17 protein-coding genes are annotated in these 18,433 nt (G+C 60.0%); 10 read left to right on the forward strand and 7 right to left on the reverse strand.

Features of this window, described 5'->3' with window-relative positions:
* Positions 1 to 147: 147 nt before the first annotated feature.
* The 3 genes from JJQ76_RS00470 to JJQ76_RS00480 are packed head-to-tail and all read right to left on the reverse strand — an operon-like array spanning position 148 to position 3,901.
* Positions 148 to 954, reverse strand: coding sequence for an enoyl-CoA hydratase-related protein (locus JJQ76_RS00470; protein ID WP_210394621.1), 807 nt, complete (start codon positions 952 to 954; stop codon positions 148 to 150).
* Positions 954 to 3,110: an acetate--CoA ligase family protein gene (locus JJQ76_RS18050; protein ID WP_210394622.1), complete on the reverse strand. Its 2,157-nt coding sequence runs from the start codon at positions 3,108 to 3,110 to the stop codon at positions 954 to 956. Before JJQ76_RS18050 ends, JJQ76_RS00470 begins: the two co-directional genes overlap by 1 nt.
* A 2-nt stretch (positions 3,111 to 3,112) precedes the next feature.
* Positions 3,113 to 3,901 (reverse strand): enoyl-CoA hydratase/isomerase family protein, encoded by a 789-nt coding sequence (locus JJQ76_RS00480; RefSeq protein ID WP_210394623.1) that lies wholly within the window; start codon positions 3,899 to 3,901, stop codon positions 3,113 to 3,115.
* A gap of 238 nt (positions 3,902 to 4,139) precedes the next feature.
* On the opposite strand from JJQ76_RS00480, the gene JJQ76_RS00485 reads away from it, so the two are divergent.
* From JJQ76_RS00485 to JJQ76_RS00525, 9 genes are all read left to right on the forward strand, one after another.
* A complete protein-coding gene (locus JJQ76_RS00485; protein WP_210394624.1) occupies positions 4,140 to 5,039 on the forward strand; it encodes a MurR/RpiR family transcriptional regulator in 900 nt (299 codons plus the stop codon).
* A gap of 85 nt (positions 5,040 to 5,124) precedes the next feature.
* Positions 5,125 to 7,224, forward strand: coding sequence for a mechanosensitive ion channel domain-containing protein (locus JJQ76_RS00490; protein ID WP_210394625.1), 2,100 nt, complete (start codon positions 5,125 to 5,127; stop codon positions 7,222 to 7,224).
* A gap of 79 nt (positions 7,225 to 7,303) precedes the next feature.
* A complete protein-coding gene (locus JJQ76_RS00495) occupies positions 7,304 to 8,644 on the forward strand; it encodes a magnesium transporter (protein ID WP_210394626.1) in 1,341 nt (446 codons plus the stop codon).
* A 61-nt stretch (positions 8,645 to 8,705) separates the two neighbouring features.
* Positions 8,706 to 9,761 carry a DUF21 domain-containing protein gene (locus JJQ76_RS00500; RefSeq protein ID WP_210394627.1) on the forward strand — a complete coding sequence of 352 codons (1,056 nt, stop codon included), beginning with the start codon at positions 8,706 to 8,708 and terminating at the stop codon, positions 9,759 to 9,761.
* Positions 9,758 to 10,594 carry a hypothetical protein gene (locus JJQ76_RS00505; RefSeq protein ID WP_210394628.1) on the forward strand — a complete coding sequence of 279 codons (837 nt, stop codon included), beginning with the start codon at positions 9,758 to 9,760 and terminating at the stop codon, positions 10,592 to 10,594. Before JJQ76_RS00500 ends, JJQ76_RS00505 begins: the two co-directional genes overlap by 4 nt.
* Positions 10,595 to 10,599: 5 nt before the next feature.
* Positions 10,600 to 11,415: a mechanosensitive ion channel family protein gene (locus tag JJQ76_RS00510; RefSeq protein ID WP_210394629.1), complete on the forward strand. Its 816-nt coding sequence runs from the start codon at positions 10,600 to 10,602 to the stop codon at positions 11,413 to 11,415.
* The gene (locus tag JJQ76_RS00515; RefSeq protein ID WP_210394630.1) at positions 11,412 to 11,873 is read left to right on the forward strand and encodes a phosphate-starvation-inducible PsiE family protein; all 462 of its coding nucleotides are present in this window, start codon (positions 11,412 to 11,414) and stop codon (positions 11,871 to 11,873) included. Before JJQ76_RS00510 ends, JJQ76_RS00515 begins: the two co-directional genes overlap by 4 nt.
* A complete protein-coding gene (locus tag JJQ76_RS00520; protein ID WP_210395472.1) occupies positions 11,873 to 12,484 on the forward strand; it encodes a MarC family protein in 612 nt (203 codons plus the stop codon). Before JJQ76_RS00515 ends, JJQ76_RS00520 begins: the two co-directional genes overlap by 1 nt.
* A gap of 362 nt (positions 12,485 to 12,846) precedes the next feature.
* Positions 12,847 to 14,514, forward strand: a complete 1,668-nt coding sequence (locus tag JJQ76_RS00525; protein WP_210394631.1) for a methyl-accepting chemotaxis protein — start codon at positions 12,847 to 12,849, stop codon at positions 14,512 to 14,514.
* An 831-nt stretch (positions 14,515 to 15,345) separates the two neighbouring features.
* Here the strand turns inward: JJQ76_RS00525 and folM are convergent.
* The 4 genes from folM to JJQ76_RS00545 form a co-directional block, all read right to left on the reverse strand.
* A complete protein-coding gene (gene folM / locus JJQ76_RS00530) occupies positions 15,346 to 16,062 on the reverse strand; it encodes a dihydromonapterin reductase (protein WP_210394632.1) in 717 nt (238 codons plus the stop codon).
* On the reverse strand, positions 16,059 to 16,712 hold the full coding sequence (gene folE, locus JJQ76_RS00535) for a GTP cyclohydrolase I FolE (RefSeq protein ID WP_210394633.1): 654 nt from the start codon (positions 16,710 to 16,712) through the stop codon (positions 16,059 to 16,061). Before folE ends, folM begins: the two co-directional genes overlap by 4 nt.
* A gap of 35 nt (positions 16,713 to 16,747) precedes the next feature.
* A complete protein-coding gene (folX, locus tag JJQ76_RS00540) occupies positions 16,748 to 17,113 on the reverse strand; it encodes a dihydroneopterin triphosphate 2'-epimerase (protein WP_210394634.1) in 366 nt (121 codons plus the stop codon).
* Positions 17,114 to 17,174: 61 nt separating this feature from the next.
* A complete protein-coding gene (locus JJQ76_RS00545; RefSeq protein ID WP_210394635.1) occupies positions 17,175 to 17,972 on the reverse strand; it encodes a DUF2189 domain-containing protein in 798 nt (265 codons plus the stop codon).
* Positions 17,973 to 18,153: 181 nt separating this feature from the next.
* On the opposite strand from JJQ76_RS00545, the gene JJQ76_RS00550 reads away from it, so the two are divergent.
* Entirely contained in the window at positions 18,154 to 18,420 is a 267-nt protein-coding gene (locus JJQ76_RS00550; protein WP_210394636.1) for a DUF6482 family protein, read from the forward strand.
* The last annotated feature ends 13 nt before the right edge of the window (positions 18,421 to 18,433 follow it).

The following is an 18,433-nucleotide window of genomic DNA, read 5'->3' on the forward strand; positions in this document are numbered from 1 at the left end:
TTTGCGCTGACAAAAACGTGCAAAAAACAAACAGCGGTTGGGAGGTTCTGGCGGGGGCGGTAAAGGGGGGCGGCAGGGAGGGATGGTGTAGAGGAAACAACAACCCCGGCACTTGAAGAGTACCGGGGCTGGGTGAACGCGAATGGCTTACTTGCGCTCCATCGCCGTAATCATCTTCTGCACCGCGTCCAGGTGTTCCGGTTCGTTGTGGCACATGCCCTGGAAGCAGGCGCAGATATCGAGAAAGTCCTTCAGTTCGGTGCGCTGGGCCAGCTTCATCAGCCGCTTGGTGAGGCGGGTGGCCTTGGGCGGCTGGCTGGCGATACGGCGGGCGAGGGTGAGGGTCTCTTCCATCAGGTCCTCGGGCGCGGTCACCTCCAGCACGATCCCCAGCTCCTTGGCTTCACGGGCGTCGATCACCCGACCGGTGAGGGTCAGCTCAAAGGCACGCTGGTAGCCGATCAGCCGCTGCATCAGCCAGGCGCCGCCGTCACCGGGGATGATCCCCAGGTTGAGGAAGGTTTCGCCGAAGCGGGCCTTGCCGGAGGCGATGCGGATGTCGGCCATGTTGGCCAGATCAAAGCCGGCGCCGATGGCGGGGCCGTTGACGGCGGCGATAATCGGTACCTCGACCGCCTGCAGCGCCAGCGGAATGCGCTGGATGCCGGCGCGGTAACGGGCTTCGCATTCGGCCACGTCGCCGGCAAAATCGCCGGCGCGGTTGGCCATATCGTGGATGTTGCCGCCCGCGCTGAAGGCGCTTCCGGCACCGGTGATCACCAGCACCGAAACATCGCTGCACTGGTTGACCCACTCGGCGGTGGTGACGATATCCTCGATCAGGTTGCAGCCGGTGAGGGCGTTGCGCAGGTCGTCACGGTTGAGGGTCAGCACCGCGACGCGCTCTTCCAGCGTAAGCAGGGCATCGGTAAGTTGTGGCAGTTGCAGGGACATTAAAGGCTCTCCTTGTTGACGATCACGCGCGCGTCCACCACGGCGTAGCCGTTGTTGTAGGCGATTACCGGGTTGAGGTCCAGTTCGGCGATCTCCGGATGGGCGTCGACGATGGCGGAGATGGTCAGCAGCAGTTCCATCAGCGCGGCCTTGTCCACCGCCGCCTCGCCGCGGGCGCCGTGGAGGATCTGGCGCGCCTTGATCTGGTCGATCATGGCGCGGGCGTCGTCGCGGGAGAGGGGCAGGGCGCGGAACGCCACGTCTTTCAGAATCTCGACGAAGATGCCGCCAAGGCCGAACATCAGCACCGGGCCAAAGATCGGGTCACGGCTCATGCCGATGATCACCTCGGTGCCCTTGGGCGCCATGGGGGTGACCAGCACGCCCTCAATCTCGGCCTCCGCCTTGTAGGCGCGGCAGTTGGCCAGAATGGTGTCGCGGCCGGCGCGCAGCGCATCACGACCTACCCGGTTGAGCAGCACGCCGCCGGCATCGGATTTGTGCAGGATATCCTTGGACACCACCTTCATCGCCAGCGGGGTTTCGCCAAAGGTGTCGATGGCGGCATCGATGTCTGACTCGCTGCGCAGGATCCGTTCTTCCGGCACCTGAATGCCGTAGCGGCGCAGCAGGTTCTTGGCCTCATATTCATAGAGATCCCGCCCCTCGGCGCGGGCGGTAGCGAAGCTCGCACTGACCGCCGGATCGACACTGACGGTTGCTGCCAGCTGTTCGCCCTGGCGGCGGGCCAGGTAGGCGCCGCGATCGGCCAGTGCTTTCAGCACTTGCACCCCGTGCTCGATGGAACCGGTCACCGGCAGGCCGGCGCGACGCAGGCGCAGCAGTGGCTCCGGTTTGACCGGGGTATAGAGGCTGTAGACCACCAGCGGCTTGTCGATGCTGCCGGCGACCTGCGCCAGCCCGTCGGCGGTGCGCAGTTCGGCGTCGGTCAGCTCTTTGGCGAAACGCAGCGCGTAGCCGCCGAACATCCCCACCAGAAACACCATGTCCACATTGGCGTCGGCGGCGAGGATCTGCAGACACTGGATAAAGAGTTCCGGATTGGCGTCGGTGCTGCCGGCCACGTCGATGGGGTTGGCGAGCGCCGCCTGCGGAAACAGGATCGCTGCCAGCGCGTTGCGGGTGGTGGAGCTAAGCTGGGCCAGTTCCAGCCCGGCTTCGCTCAGACGGTCGGAAGCGATGGTGGCCTGACCACCGCCGTCCGAGAGGATCGCCACCCGCCTGCCGGCGGCCTGCTGCATCAGCCCCAGGCCCTCCGCCACCGGCAGGATCTCGTCGGACTGTTCCACCAGATTGACGCCGGCCTGACGCAGCAGGTCGGCGGTCATGGCATAGCTGCCCGCCAGCGAACCGGTGTGCGAGGCGGCCGCTTTCTGGCCCGCTTCGGTGCTGCCGGATTTGTACACCACCACCGGCTTGGTGAGGGCGACTTCGCGGGCGCTGTCGAGAAAGCGGCGGCCGTCCTTGAACCCTTCCACGTAGAAGGTGGCAACGCGGGTGTTGGCTTCTTCGCCCAGGTACTGCAGGTAATCGGCAAAGCCGACGTCGGTCTGGTTGCCGGGGCCGACGTAAGTGCTGAAACCGATGCTGCCGTGGGCCTGTGCTTCCAGCGCCAGCGCCAGCAGCATATTGCCGGACTGGGAGATGATGCCGATGTCGCCGGGTTTGACGCCTTCCAGCGCCAGCAGATCCAGCTTCTGGTGCAGGTTGAACAGGCCGGAGGTGTTGGGACCGACCACGCGGACCTTGGCTTCCTGAGCGGCGGCCAGCAGCTCGGCTTCCAGTTTGGCGCCCTCGGCACCGGTCTCGCCGAAGCCGCTGGCCAGGATCACCGCCCCCTTGATCCCCACCTTGCCGCATTCGCGCAGCAGGCCGGGAATGGAGGCGGCCGGGGTGCACATCAGTGCCAGATCGGCAGCTCGCGGCAGCTCGCCCAGCGAGGGGTAGGCGGTGAGGCCAAGAATCTCGCTGGCCTTGGGGTTGATCGGGTAGATCTCGCCCTCGAAACCGCCCTCAAGCAGGCCGACGATCGCCTTGTAACCGCGCTTGGTGGGGTCGGTAGACGCGCCGACGATGGCGATGCTGGCGGGGGCCAGAAAATCGTGCAGGGTGCTGGCTTGGGTTGAAGTGGTCATGATCAGCAACCTTTGAAGTTGGGGGCACGTTTTTCGGCGAAGGCGTCAACGCCCTCCTGCCAGTCCTCGGAGAAGGTCACCGCGTAGAGGCCGTCCAGTTCGCGGGTCAGCTGGGCGTCGAGGGTGGACTCGTCCGAGGTGTTGAGCAGCTTCTTGGCAAGCGCCATCGACAGCGGCGCTTTGCCCGCCAGCTTGGCGATAAAGGTTTCGGCCTCAGCCTGCAACTGGTCGTCGGCGACCGCGCGGGTGGCCAGGCCGATACGGGCGGCTTCGTTGCCGTTGATCCGCTCGCCAAGAAACATCAGTTCGCGGGCCTTCGAAAGTCCGACTAAACGTGGCAGGAAGCGGGTAACCCCGCCGCCGACGAAGGTGCCGATGCTCACTTCAGGCAGCCCCAGCTGGGCGTTTTCGGCCATCAGCACGAAGTCACAGGCGATCGCCATCTCGGCTCCGGCACCCAGGGCGTAACCGTTGACGGCGGCCACCACCGGCTTGTTGAGACGAAAGATGGTTTCGCAGACATCGTTACCCAGCTGGAGGTATTGGCGTCGCTGATAGGGCGTGCGCTCTCCCGCTGCGTGCTCCTTGAGGTCGGCGCCAACGCAGAAGGCGCGACCCTCGCCGGTCAGCAGCACCGCCCGCACTGCGGAGTCGGCTTCGGCGGCTCGCAGCGCGTCGATCAGTTCGCGGTAGAACTGTTCCACCACCGCGTTGAGGCGGTGGGGGCGGTTGAAACGAAGCTCGAGATAATTCTCGTGAGGTTGAACGATCAGGGTTTGGTAAGCGGTCATGGTGGCCTCTGAATGCGACACTGAACTGCCGGGCGGCGGTTTGAAGTGCTATCGGGGTGTTTGTTTCGTTTGTGTTATCTGTGTTTTTAAAATAATACGAACGTGATATTTGCGGAGCATAGGCGAAACGATTGCTGGTTGGCAATACGTTTGTGTCGAAAATGGAGACAAAATGAACGTAATGTGTTTTTCTGGTAGGCTGCCGCTGCCAGCGCGTACTTATCGAGGAGTTTCGCCCATGTCCCGTCCAACCGCCCCTATCATTCCTGACGATGCCCAGAGTGCGTTGCAGGCGCTGGGCGCGGTCTATCCCCAGTTGACTCAGCAGCTGCAGTTGGCGGCGGACTACGTGCTCGATAATCCGGTCGAGGTGGCGCTGCTGTCGATCCGCAAGACCGCCGAGGCAGCCGGAGTGACCACCTCCACCCTGACCCGGCTGGCCAAAACCCTGGGATTCGACCGCTACGACCAGTTCCGGCAGATGTTCCAGCAGGCGGTGCAGGAGCGGGCCCCCAGTACCTTTGGTGATCGCGCCCAGAATCTGCAGGAGCAGGCGCGGGCCCATCCCGACAGTCAGCAGTTTTTCAATTTCGCCTCAGCCGCCTATCAGGATCTGGGGCAGCTGTTTCAGGAGGAGACCCTGGTGCTGCTGCAGGATGCCGCCGCCCGCCTGACCAAAGCGCGGCGAGTCTACGCGCTGGGGTTTCGGGATGCCTACGCGCTGGCGCATCACTTCGCCTACGTGGGGCGAATTGCGTTCCCGCGCTTCAGTCTGATTCGCGGCGGTGAGGGGATGCTGCTTAGCGAACTGGCGGCGATCGGTGCGGGTGATGTGGTGGTGGTGTTCGGTTCCGACCCCTATACCGCCGAGACGGTAAAAGCGGTGGAGATCATTCGCGGCACCGGCGCCGAGCTGATCGCCGTTACCGACAGTCTGCGTTCGCCCCTGGCACAGGGGGCGGCGGTGGCCTTTACCCTGGCCAACGATACCCCGCACTTCTTTCCCAGCATTCTCACCGCGGTGGCGCTGGTGGAGGCGTTGCTGGGCGAGTGCGTGGCCGCCGGCGGCAAGCCGATGCTGCGCCATATCGCTGCCTACGAAGAGCGGCTCAACCAGTTGGGTGGTTACACCCGCTAACCGCGCGGCTTTAACCGGTTACGCTAACCTATCCGGCATAATGTGCCCATACTTCCTTGGCTTAGTGATTTTTTAGGATCTGTTTATGCTGCTGCGCTTGCAAACCGTGCTGTTGTTGTTTCTTACCTTCATGCCTGTGGCGATCCAGGCGGAAGAGAGCGCCTCCCGTTTCCAATCCTTGACGCTAAATCTCAATGATCTGGCGCCGGCCTGGTGGGAGGGCTATGTCGATGCCTCGGCGGCCGAAAAAGCGCGCTTTCACCAGTTACTGGAGACTGAGCTGAAGCGGGTCATCCCCGCGGATTCACGCTACCTCGCGAATAAAGCGTTGCTGCTGCAGCTGGCTGCCGATCTGCAGCGGCAGTCGACGATGGACGATGAAACGCTGAGTTTGCCTGACGTGCAACAGCGTTACAGCCTCGACGAGTGGGTGCGCGTGGTCAGTCGTAGTCGAGAACTGGAGCGGCAGCAGGCCGAGGTCGGGCAGAAACTTAACCAGTTGGCGACGACGATCGGCTTTCACCGTAAGTCAATTGCGGCGGCGCTGCTGCGTTATCGCGAGCTGTCGGTGCAGGATGCCGACAAGAAAGCGCTGGCGTTGACGATTTTGCGTGAGCAGCTGGAGTTGTTGGCGGCGCGTAGCGACGAACAACGGTTGAAAAAACATATTTCCCAACTGGACAACGCGGCGGCGTTGGTCAAGGAGCAGGCACAGATCGGCCTTGGGCGGCTGGATCTGAGCGATGATGACCGGCAACAGCTAGCGGAGAAGCTGGAGGCTCTTCGTACTAAGATCGAACAGCAGCTCAAACAGCAGGCGGATCTGCGACTATCGACCCTGCAACAAGCCGGGTCTGATTCGTTGCAGCAGCCGGTGGCCGGTGCGTTGCTGGCCGCTAATCTGCTCGTTAGCCGCGCCGAGGAGTTCAAGCTGGAGCGGCTGCAGGGGATCGTGCTGAGGCTGAGTGGCTCCGCGCCCGATGCGGCCAGCGGTCAGGGGCTGTCAGCTGACGAACTAGCGCTGGAGAATACCCGGCTGCGCAACGAACTGAACCGTATTCAGGAACAGGTACTGGGGCGCGAGGGCTACTCCGACCGCCAACGTTACGGCATGCTCGGCTTACTGCAGCAGGCCCGGACGCAGTCCGATGAGGCAACCAAGGAGCTGGCAACGGCGCGCAGCCTGCAAGCCTATCTGGTCGATCTGGAGCGTTCGGCGCAAACATGGTGGCAGAGCCCGTTGCAACAAGCCGGTGTACTGTGGGACCGCTCCGGTGCGCTGTTACTGAAATGGCTGAACTACCCACTATTCAGCGTCAACGAATCCCCGGTCAGCAGTTTTGATATCTTTTGGATGATCCTGATCGTTACCGTGGCGGGTTTTGTTTCACGTCAGTTGCGGCGCTTGATCATCCGCATCGGAACCACCCAGCAGACCTTCTCCGATGCGGCGGCATTTACTATCAGCCGGATCCTCCACTACGTAGTGATGGCGATTGCGGTGGTGTTGGGGCTGAGCTCCATCGGCTTGGATCTCAGTAATGTTGCGCTGGTTGCCGGGGCCTTGAGTGTCGGTATCGGCTTCGGTCTGCAGTCGATCTTCAACAACTTTATCTCTGGCCTGATTCTGCTGTTTGAGCGTCCCTTTAAGGTGGGCGATCTTGTCGAGCTGGAATCGGGCGTGCGCGGGCGGATTCGCTCCATCAACGTGCGTAGTACCCATATCAATACGTGGGATAACGTTGATGTATTGGTGCCCAACTCCGAGTTCATTGGCGGTCGGGTAACCAACTACACTCTCTCAGATGATGTGCGCAGGTTGCACATATCCTTCGGTGTCGCTTATGGCAGTAACAAGGAGAAGGTTCGCCAAGCGGTGCTGAATGCGGCTAAAACCGTCCCCTACACCCTTTACGAGGATAAGCGTGAGCCGGACGTGTGGCTGCTCAATTTTGGTGACAGCAGCCTCGACTTTGAGTTGGTGGTATGGATTCACCACAACCGTCTGCCCGCCGGGCACAATCCCACCACCGACTACCTGTGGGCGATCGAAACTGCGTTGGGTGAGGCAGGGATTGAAATTCCGTTCCCGCAGCGGGATCTGCACCTGCGCAGCGTCGATGGCAAACTGCTGGCCCGGGTGACACCGCCTACTTCGTCGAGCGCCGGTACCGATACCGATTGATATTTCGCAATTTCGCTTGACCAGCGCTTGCGCGCTGACACAATGCGCCACCTAGCGCACTACCGACAGGATCTCTGCCGTGACCGATGAACTGAATCAAGTGATAGACCGGCTGCAGCAGGCCGCCGAAGGGGAACGCCCGACGGTGATGGAGTCGGCCCTCGACGAGATGGACGCCGAGCAGCTGGCACTGTTGCTCGAAGCGCTACCCCAGGAGGAGCGCTATCGGCGCTGGCAACAGATCCCCGCCGATGAGCAGCCCCACGTGCTGGTGGCGCTGCGTGGCGAGGCGCGCACCACCCTGTTCCATGCGATGGCCGAGGAGGTGCGGGAACAGCTGCTGGCTGGGCTCGATGCTCAGGACCTGATCGAACTGGCGGACTCGCTGCCCGACAGTGCGGTCGAGGCGGCGTTGTCACGCATGGATGAAGAGCAGCGGCGCTATTTCGAGCGCTCGCTGCAGTACGACAACCACCAGGTCGGGCGTTACGTAGACCACGAGCTGCTGATTCTGCCCGCCTCCGTGCGGGTGCAGGACGCTGATCGGCTGTTGCGCCGCGAGTTGCCGGCCTATACCGATAGCCTCTATCTGTACGACCGCTCGGGCCGATACAGCGGCACCGTGCGTACCGGAAATCTCTATACCCTGCCCGGGCACCTGCCGTTGAGCGGTGAGGCCGATGAAGAGGCCGAAGTCCTGCGGGGTGATATTGAACTGGGCGACGCCGCCGAAGCGGTGATGCGCTGCGGCTGGGCGGCGTTGCCGGTGGTCGATGAACAGGGCCGGCTGCTGGGGCGGATCACCCTGCGCGATGCGATGGATATTCAACGCGAACAGTTCGAAGCGCAGCTGATGGCGCAGGCGGGCATGAACGAGGAGGAGGATCTGTTTGCGCCGGTGCTGCGCAGTTCCCGCCGTCGTGCCACCTGGCTGGGTATCAATCTGCTGACGGCGTTTCTGGCTTCCTGGGCGATCGGGTTGTTTGAGGCCACGTTGCAGCAGGTGGTGGCGCTGGCGGTACTGATGCCGGTGGTCGCGTCGATGGGGGGGATTGCCGGTAGCCAGACGCTCACCCTGATGATTCGTGGTTTAGCGCTGAATCAGATCTCGCGTGGCAACCTGCGGCAACTGCTCTACAAGGAGGTGGGGGTCGCCTCGGTTAACGGCCTGCTGTGGGCGTTGTTGATCGCGCTTGTGGCCGCGGTCTGGTTCTCCAGTATTCCACTGGGGCTGGTGATCGGGGTGGCTATCGCGGTGAATATTCTTGCGGCCGCGCTGGCAGGCGTGCTGATCCCGATGATTCTGGATCGAATGGAGATCGATCCGGCACTTTCCGGATCGGTGATCCTAACCACGGTGACCGATATCGTGGGGTTCGTGAGTTTTCTGGGTTTGGGTGCCCTGGTGCTGGTGCCATAGCGGGGCGCTACGCCATCTACTATTTTCAGAGCGCCTGAGGCGCACATACCGGAGCTAAACCATGGGCGATGGCCTGATCTGGCTGGGTATCCTGTTCTGTATCTCGCAGTCGGCCTGTTTTTCCGGATTGAATCTGGCGTTCTTCAGTCTTAGCCGGATGCAGTTGGAGATCGAGTCGGCGCGTGGCGACAAGCAAGCGGCTAGAGTTCTGCTGTTGCGACAGGATACCAACTTTTTGTTGACCACCATTTTGTGGGGCAACGTGGGTATCAATGTACTGCTGACGTTGCTTTCCAATTCTGTGATGACCGGGCTGGCTGGTTTTTTGTTTTCCACCTTTGCGATTACGTTGTTCGGGGAGATAGGCCCTCAAGCGTACTTCTCACGCAATGCCAAAATCATGGCCTCGTGGCTAGCCCCTCTGTTGCGCTTTTATCAGCTGCTGCTTTGGCCCCTGGCAAAGCCCTGTGCGTTGCTGCTTGACAGTTGGCTGGGCAAAGAGGGCATCGACTATATGCTTGAACGCGATTTGCGGGCGATGTTGCGCAAGTATGTGGAATCGGCAGATGCCGAGGTCGATGCACTTGAAGGTGTCGGCGCACTAAATTTTCTGGCCATCGATGATCTTCCCGCCAGTCTGGAGGGAGAGCCGATCGACGCACTTAGCGTAATCCCGCTGGTGGAGAAAAACGGTCGATTGGATTTTCCTGAATTTCAGCGTCGTGCCGAGGATCCGTTTTTGCAGGCGGTCAATCGTTCCGGTTATTCCTGGGTGGTACTGACCGATGGGGAAGGGCTGCCGCACTGGGTGCTCGACGCCGATGGTTTTCTGCGTCACGCGCTGCTGGAGCCGGACAAGCAATTGCCCCCGCTGGCTTACTGCCATCGTCCGCTGGTGGTCAACCGAGAGACCGAAACCCTCGGAGCGGCTATGCTGGAATTGAAACTGACTGAGAGCACTGGCCATAACGGTGACGAGGCGATCGTCAAGGATGTGATTCTGGTCTGGACCGACAGCAGTCGGCGGATTATCACCGGAGCCGACATCCTTGGCCGTCTGCTGAAAGGAGTGGATCGCTACGTTAGCGGACCGGCACGGAGGCCGCAGGCCGGATGAACCTAACCGTGGGAGGAACGGCGGTGGAGCAGCCGCAACAATCAGGACGTTGTTGGTGGACGCCACGGCTACTGGACGACGGTGCCGCGTGCCGCTGGCAGGTGGGGCCGATGGTGCTGCTGGTCAGTCGCCACGAGCGGGAGTATCGACTCTACAGCCATAGTGACGCTCTCAGCGATGACGAGACCGCCACCGTCAGCGAGATCGCTGACCCGGCGGCGCTGGAGGGGATTGCCGGCTTCGAGCTAGTGCGTCACCTCACCGATCCGTCGGCTACCCACATCGACGTGCGCCCAGCGCTGGCCGACCGTGCAGTGGTCAGCAAGCCGGTAGCGCGCTTCATGCTGCATCCCCGTCAGCAGATCAAAGTGTTTGTGGGCTCGCCACTGTGGCTGCAGGCGCGCCTGCAGGGGGCCTCGGACCTGATGCTCGATCTGCCGATTATCCGCCCTTCCGATACTTGGTTTGGTGCCAATACCCGTGAGGGCGAGCTCTGTTATGCCTCGCGGACCAACGCGCGGCTGACTCTGGACGAAGTGTCGGTTTCTGCGATTCGTGCAGTGACCCCGGTGCTGCTTCGTAACCAGTCATCCAAGCCGCTGGTGGTTGACAAGATCTGCCTGCCGGTCAGTTTTCTGTCGCTGTTCAGCGATAGCGACGGGCGCCTTTGGACCGAGCCGGTGACCATCTCCTGCGAGCAGCAGAACGAGCCTTCGGCATTGACCATCGAGCGTCAGCCAGTCGGCGCCGCGGCGCAGTTGGAGCCGGTAAGTGCGCCGCGGCAGACCGTCCGTTCGGGGCTGGTGCACTCCCTTAACGTATTGTTTGGTTGAGTCTTATGGCAGAGAGTGATTATCTTCAGTTAGGTTGGACCATTGCCCGGGCGGCTTTTTTCGTGCTTGCGGGATATACCGTCGCCCGGTTGGCAGCCTCTGCGGTACAGCGGTTGCTGGAAAAGCGTTTCAGCAGCCACCGCACCATGGTGTTTCGGCGCATTGTCTATTACCTGGTGCTGGCGATTTTTCTGGTATCCGCGCTAAATCAGCTCGGACTGGAACTCAGTGTGGTGCTTGGGGCTGCCGGTATCCTGTCGGTCGCGGTCGGTTTCGCCTCGCAGACGTCGATGTCGAACCTGATCAGTGGTCTGTTTCTGATTTGGGAAAACCCTTTCTCCATGGGTGATACGGTCAAGGTCGAAGACGTTACCGGCGAAGTGGTGGGGATAGACCTGCTGTCGGTCAAGTTGCGAACCCCCGATAACCTGTATGTGCGAATTCCGAACGAGAAACTGATCCGCTCCAACGTCACTACGTTGACCCGATTTCCCATACGCCGGGCGGATCTGAAAATTGGGATTGCCTATAAAGAGGATATCGAACGGGTCAGGGGAGTGCTCAATCGGGTAGCTGAGGTTAACCCGATATGTCTGATCGATCCGGCGCCGGTATTTATTGTACTGGGTTTTGGCGAATCTTCCGTTGATCTGCAATTTTCTGTGTGGGGTAAGCGCGAAAGTTTTCTGGAACTGAAAAACAGCATGCATCAACAGATTAAGCGGGCCTTTGATGAGGAGAATATCGAAATTCCGTTTCCTCATCGCAAACTGGTGACCGCCATTACGAGTCTGTCGACTGAGGGGAGTTTGCCTTTATGAGCCACTTTCTCAAGCCGTTGCAGCGCTGGTTTGATCGTTTTGTTGATGCCGTTTTTGGGCTCATCCTGCTGTTTATCACATTGGGCATCGCGATCGGTGCCTTCATGCTGTTGCGGGATCTGTGGGACCTGATGAGCCTGAAAGGAATCACCGGACACTATATCGATCTGATTTCTGACGTGCTGACGCTGTATGTGTTGGTAGAGCTGTCTCGGTCACTGGTTGAGTACTTCCATACTCGAAAGTTGCGTCTGACTTTCATTATCGATGCTGCGCTTGTGTTTGTGGTGCGCGAGGTGCTGATTGGATTATTCAAACATGACCTCAAGCCAGAGATGATCTTAGCCTTGTCGGCACTGATCCTGGTGCTGGGTGTTGTGCGGATCGGCTCGGCGTTGGTGTATCAGAAAGGTGAGCCCAAGGCCGCACATCGGTTTAGCAGGAAAGAGGTCGAGTGATGGTGGCTGAAATCGTCCAAATTTTTGTACTGCTTTGGGCGGTTATCGATCCGATTGGAACGGTGCCGGTGTTTTTGGCGGTTACCCGTCGCCATGAGAACAAGGATCTTGCGCGCATTGCGGTTCAGGCGGTGGCCATCGCTGCAGGTGTGCTGCTGTTCTTCATTATTGCCGGCCAATTCTTGCTGGAAGCGATGAGCGTGCCCTTAGCCGCGTTTCAGGTATCGGGTGGATTGGTGCTATTCGCTTTCGCATTCAACATGGTCTTTGGCGAGAGTAAGCCAGAAGAGGAACTACGAATTCTGCAAAGCGCTAACGACACGGCGATTTTTCCGCTAGCTGTACCGGCTATTGCTGGCCCTGGAGCGATGATGGCGGTCGTGCTTCTGACCGATAAACACCGGTTTGAAATCGAGCATCAACTGCTAACTACCAGCGTGCTGCTGGCGGTACTGGCCTGCCAGTTGGTGCTGTTACTGCTGGCGCCGCGGCTGGGTAAGGTGATCGGGGCATCCGGGGCCAGCGTGGTAAGCCGGGTTATGGGTCTGATCTTGGCCGCGGTGGCGATGAACAGCGTGTTGGTTGGTATTAAGGTGTTTTTTAATCTGTAGTGCTATCTCGGCGTTAGGCCATGCTCCGGATGTGGTCACAGCCGCGGGGATCATGGCTGATTAAGACCAATTATTACTGCCCCGAATCGATCCGTTTGTCCGACAAAGGATCAATTTTTGATGTTCGTCACGCTTCGATGATATTCCGCTAAAATTACCTTCGCGAGCAGTTAAAGATCCGTTAGAGTGCCGCGACGTGATGTTGCCCGCGTTACGGTCTTGGCTCAGGTCAGGAGGCAATGGATAAGTAATGACCACGGAAGGCGCTAAGGGTAAAGAAAAAGCGCGTGGTCGTGCGCGTCCTTGTCAAACAATGCTGTAAAGAGGCCGTCAGGAGCCTTACGCAGATACAGGGTAAACCTATGAATATTTCCATCCGAGCCAGACTGACGGTGCTGGCTGTGGTTCCCGTCACGTTACTGGCGATCATGCTTCTGATCGTCACCCAGTTTGAAACCGAATCTCTCTCCCGACAGCAATCGATGCAGGCCCGTGAAAGCCTGGTTGCGGTGAAACGCACCGAGGCCAAAGCCTACATGGAGATGGCCTACAGTGCGGTCAAGGATATCTATGAAAGCGGTGGCGAGCTGGAACAGGCGTTGCCGATTCTGCGTAACCTCAAGTACGGCGACAGCGGCTACATCTTTGGCTACACCAGCAAGGGCACCCGGGTATTTCTGGGCCAAAGTGACAAAGGCCTGGGAGATAACTTCTGGGATCTGACCGACACTCAGGGCAATAAGCTGGTTCAGCAGTTGATCGCCGCCGGTCGCCAGGGCGGGGGTTACGTGACCTACTACTTTCCCAAGCCCGGTGCCACCGAGGCCGAGCCCAAACTCTCCTATGCCCTGTATCTGGATCGCTGGGATCTGATGATCGGAACCGGCTTTTACATGGACGACGTCAATGCGGTGGTGGAATCGATCGAAACCAGCGCCAGCAAGACGCAAGGTGACATGGCCGCTTACCTGATCGGTATCAGCGTTGTGTTGCTGCTCGGTGCAATCGTGTTCGGGGTGCTGATCAGCCGCAGCATCATGAAGCCGCTGCGTAGCATCACCGAGTCGATGGAAACCCTGGCTACCGGGGACGGCGATCTGACCGCCCGCCTTGACGAAGAGGGGCCGCAGGAGTTGGGGCGTCTGGCACGCGGCTTCAACGCTTTTGTCGGCAGCTTGCAGCAGATGATCGGCCAGGTGCGTGACGTGGCCCACGAGGTGACGGAACGGACGTCGGTCATGGCAGCCCAGATCGACGAGATCAATGGTCTGCTGCGGAGCCAGCACGATGAAACCGACCAGGTGGCCACGGCCATGAGCGAGATGTCGGCGTCGGCGCACGAAGTCTCCCAAAGTGCCTCGCATACTGCTAGCTCGGCCGGTGAGGCGGACCAGAACTCCCGCCATGCGGCGGCGACAGTACAGAGCTCGCGTCAGGTGGTGCACAGCCTGGCCGGATATATCGACTCCTCTAACGAGGCGATCAAGGCACTGGAGGGTAACGTTCATGAGATCGCCTCTATCGTCGACGTGATTCAGGGGATCGCCGAGCAGACCAACCTGCTGGCTCTCAACGCCGCCATTGAGGCTGCCCGTGCCGGTGAGCAGGGGCGTGGTTTTGCCGTGGTTGCCGACGAAGTGCGCTCGCTTGCCACCAAGACCCACGAAAGCACTGATGAAATTCACAAGATGATCGAGAAGCTGAAGGCGGGTTCGACTGCCGCGGTGCAGGCGATGGAGTCGAGCCATGTCAGCAGTCAGGAAGCGGTGGAACGCTCCCGTGCGGCGTCGGAAGAGCTGGATGCCATCACCGCTCATATCCACTCGGTGCAGGAGCAGAGTGCCGTGATTGCAACGGCGGCAGAAGAGCAGAATCAGGTCAGCGACGAGATCGCCCAGCGGATTGTGCATATCTCCGATCAGTCGCAGCAGTCATCCGAGATCGCCGAGCAGAACCGAGCCTCCGGTGCCGAACTGGCCCGACAGGCCAACACCCTGCGGGAGTTGGTGGGGCGCTTTAAGATCTCATGATCCGGAGTTGATCAACGAAAAGGGCTGTCACTGACAGCCCTTTTTTGTGCTGCATGGGTTGGTGCGGGACTGCTGGTTTCGGCGCGGAGCGGACATACTTAGCTGCGGCAAGTCGGTGCTTCAAAGCTCGTTTTCATAGTGGTTTGATATTCCCTGTTTCGCCTCCCGGCGACCTACTTCTTTATCAGTCGTGATAAAGAAGTAGGCAAGAAAGCACTCGCCCGCAAAAGCCGCCCTGCGGGACCTGCGCGCTGAACACCCTTGAGGGGCACAACAGAATGGCCGTCCCTGGCCATACTGTTGCGGCGGCGGCCATCCGGGCCTTGCCCCTGACGGGCTGAAACCCTCAAGGGCATCCAGTGCTCGTCGGCTTTCGGAGGGGCGGGGGTACCAGTCGCATTCAGGGTGCCGCTATCTGCTTTTCTGGCTTGAGTAGGAATGCGGTAACCCGGCTGCGACTTAACCCCTTTGGAGCCGACGAGCACGGCGACGGGGATTCGATCAGGCCCGCGCAAAGCGCGGGGCGAGGCATGGACGCCGAGCCGGATTGCGGCACAGGCATGTGCCGTCCGATCCGCCAGAATCACCGTTGCCGCGCGCAGTGGACCCGTAGGGCGGCGGAACCAGGGGAACATAAGGCACAAGTAGTTCTTTCTTCCCCTGTTCTTTGGAACGTTTGCCAAAGAATAGGGCCGCCCGGGTGGGCGGAAGAGAGGCTTTCAATCAGCGCAGATAAATAGCTTAAAATCCATACTGGCCGGCCCTGAACTAAAGACCGCTTCGCGCCGAACACCGCCATCTCCGCTCCCACTGAAGCCGATCCGGCACAGACTAGACTCCGCGCAGATGGCGACCGCCATCGAGTGGTAGCACTCTGCCGGTGATGTAATCGCTAGCCATCAGATACTCCACCGCCGCCAGCAACTCGTCGAATCCACCCTCGCGGGGAATCAGCGCTTTGCTTAGTGCGCGATGGCGGTAGGCATCGCTGTCGCGGTCATTAAATCTCAACAGCGCCGGGGCGATGGCGTTGACCTTGATCGCCGGTGCCAGCGCGGCGGCGAATGACTGGGTCAGATTGGTCAGTGCCGCTTTGCTCGCTGCGTAGGCCATATGCTTGCGGCTGCCGGTTGCGGCAACGTAGTCGGTAATATGAATGATGTCCGCCCGTTCCGGCGCCATCGCCTGCAACAGCGGCGTTAGCGCTTTGTTAAGGCGCAGTGGCGTTTCAACGTGGATCGCCATCATCCGGCTCAATACTTCGGCGAGTCCGCTGTCATGATTATCGGGTAGCCAGTCGGAGGCGTTGTGCACTATTGCCCGCAGGCGCGAACAGCGCTGGAGCAGGGCGTCTATCAGCGCGTCGGTCTGTTGCGGCTGGTAGAAGTCTACCGGGTACAACACCGCGCCGAGATCACGCAGGCGCGATAGCTCCGGGTAGTCGCTGCGATAAGTGCCGATTACCGCCACGTCGTTGTGCAACAGCCGTTCCGCCAATGCGTAGCCGGCCCGCTTACCCACGCCGGTAATCAGTACCGGAGCACTCATCGGGCCTGTGCTCCGCTGAGGAACTCGGCGCGGGTATGGATGTTGGTCTTGAAGTTGCCACCCAGGGCGGTAGTGGAGGTGGTCGAGTTAACGTCCATTACTCCGCGTGACTTGACGCAGTAGTGGGTAGCGTCGATGGAAACGGCAACGTTATCGGTCTCCAGCAGCGTTTGCAGCGCCACCAGTATCTGTTGGGTCAGACGTTCCTGCACCTGCGGTCGCTGGGCAAAGAAACGCACAATACGGTTGATCTTCGACAGCCCGATGATCTTCTCCCGGGGAATGTAGGCCACGGTGGCGGAGCCGTCGATAGTGACGAAGTGGTGCTCGCAGGTACTGGTCAGGGAGATGTCGCGCACCTTGACCATCTCGTCCACCCGCATCTTGTTGTCAATGACCGCAATCGACGGAAAGTTGCTGTAGTCGAGCCCGGCAAACACCTCGTCGACGTACATTTTGGCGATGCGGTGTGGAGTCTCGCGCAAGCTGTCATCTTCCAGATCCAAACCCAGTGCTGCCACCACCTCGGTCATCAGACCGCGAATGCGCTGGTATTTCTCCTCGGCGTTCATGGGGGATGGCACCAGCGGTGTTTCCAAACCCTGCTCTATCAGGGAATCGCGTACCAGACGTGCGTGTTCAGTTAGCATTATGGAGTTCCTCCAGGGGCGGTGTGACCACAGCGTTACTGCGGCCGGTATTCCAGCGTCAGCGATACGGAATCGGCGAAGCGCAGCGCGTGCGGCTTGTCGATCCGTACACGGGCGTAGTTGATCCAGGGGTGATCCGAGCAGATCCCCAGGCAGTCGGCCACCAGTCGCTCCAGCAGCAGAAAGCGCCCCTCTTCCACGTGTTGAATCACCTTCTTGGTGATGTGGCGGTAGTTGAGAGCGTCATCGACGTTGTCGTTTAGACAGAGTTGCGATGCGGGGTAGTGAATTTCGGCGTTGATCACCACGTCTTGCTGTTTCGTCTGTTCCTCCGGATTGAAGCCGATGTAGGTTCTGAGACGCAGATTGGTGATGTTAATGATGGCGTTGCTATCAGGCATGGCGCTGGATTCCCGGTTGAGCGGCAGGGGAGGTGGCCACGGAGGCCACCCGGTTATGGGTTTACTCGTAATGGCGTTCGCGCCGGGTAGCGATCACGGCGATGTAGGCGTGCCAACTGGCGAAGCTCAACAGTGGCATCACCACGATGAAACCGATGGCTGAGGTGGCAAAGCCAAACATCACACACGCCAGAATCAGACCGGCCCAGACCGTCATCGCCGCCAGATTCTCCCGCACCGCGTGAATCGAGCTGGTCACAGCTGTCATCAGGTCTACGCGGCGCTCCAGGCAGATCTGCGGGGTGAAGGCGGAGAGAGCGAACACGGTGATCATCAGCACGCCGCCGACCACTGATCCAAGCAGCAGAAACGGCATCATTTGTGCCAGCGAGGGCTCACCGATGGAGGGATAGAGGGCGTGGATCAGCGCGGCGAGTCGCATCCAGGCGATCATCAGGATCGTGAGTAGCAGTGCAAAGCCCCACTCTCCGACCGGATTGCGGATCACCGAACGCAGACTGTGACCGAGGGAGGGGCGCTCTCCTTTTTCAAGCTGCCAGGCAACATCATAGAGTCCGACGGCGAAGATCGGCCCGATGAGGGAGAATGCTACCACCGCTGGCAGCAGCGTCAGGTGGGTCTGGTTGGCAATCGCTACATACATAATTGCCGCGGGAATCAGACTGAATGCCAAGCCGTACAGCAGGCTAAGTAGCGGGGTTTTGCGCAGATCCTTGACCGCCAGCGCCAGCCAGTGAAACGGCGCGGTTGCGTCGACCTTGTGGCAGGGCAGGCGGCGGGCGAAAGGGGTAGTGTCGGACGCTTGGGTACTGTCCGGAGTTGCATGGTGGGTGTTCATCGTTAGGCCTCCCGGGGTTTAACGCTGGTTTAACCGGTATACGCCGGGCCGGAGAGGGTGGATCACTCGCAAGGTGAAAAATGCGATAACGCAATTTGTGCGGAACAAACGGGATTTGCCGGCGGTCGTATGCATCACCCCTGGAGGGTCATCAATCCGTAAAGCACTTAGGAGGCTTTCGATGGACGTTAAAACCTTTGGTCAGGAAGTTCAGAACGGACGGGTAGAGGCGGTTAACATTCTTTCCAATGAAGGCGATATCTACACCGCCAGTGCCTTGATTCGTGGTAAGGAGCATACGCTGGAAAATGACGACTCACGCCAGCCGCTGGTGTTCCACAGTTACATCGAAGCCAAGCGCCGTTTCGAGGATTACCGGGTGCCGCTGACACTCAAGCAGAGTGAGGTTTACGACGAAATGGTAAGCGGGGTGACTCGCCAGCACTGACGAGGCCCGCAAT

It is taken from the genome of Motiliproteus sediminis (assembly GCF_017912535.1).
In the GTDB taxonomy this organism is placed as follows: domain Bacteria; phylum Pseudomonadota; class Gammaproteobacteria; order Pseudomonadales; family Balneatricaceae; genus Motiliproteus; species Motiliproteus sediminis.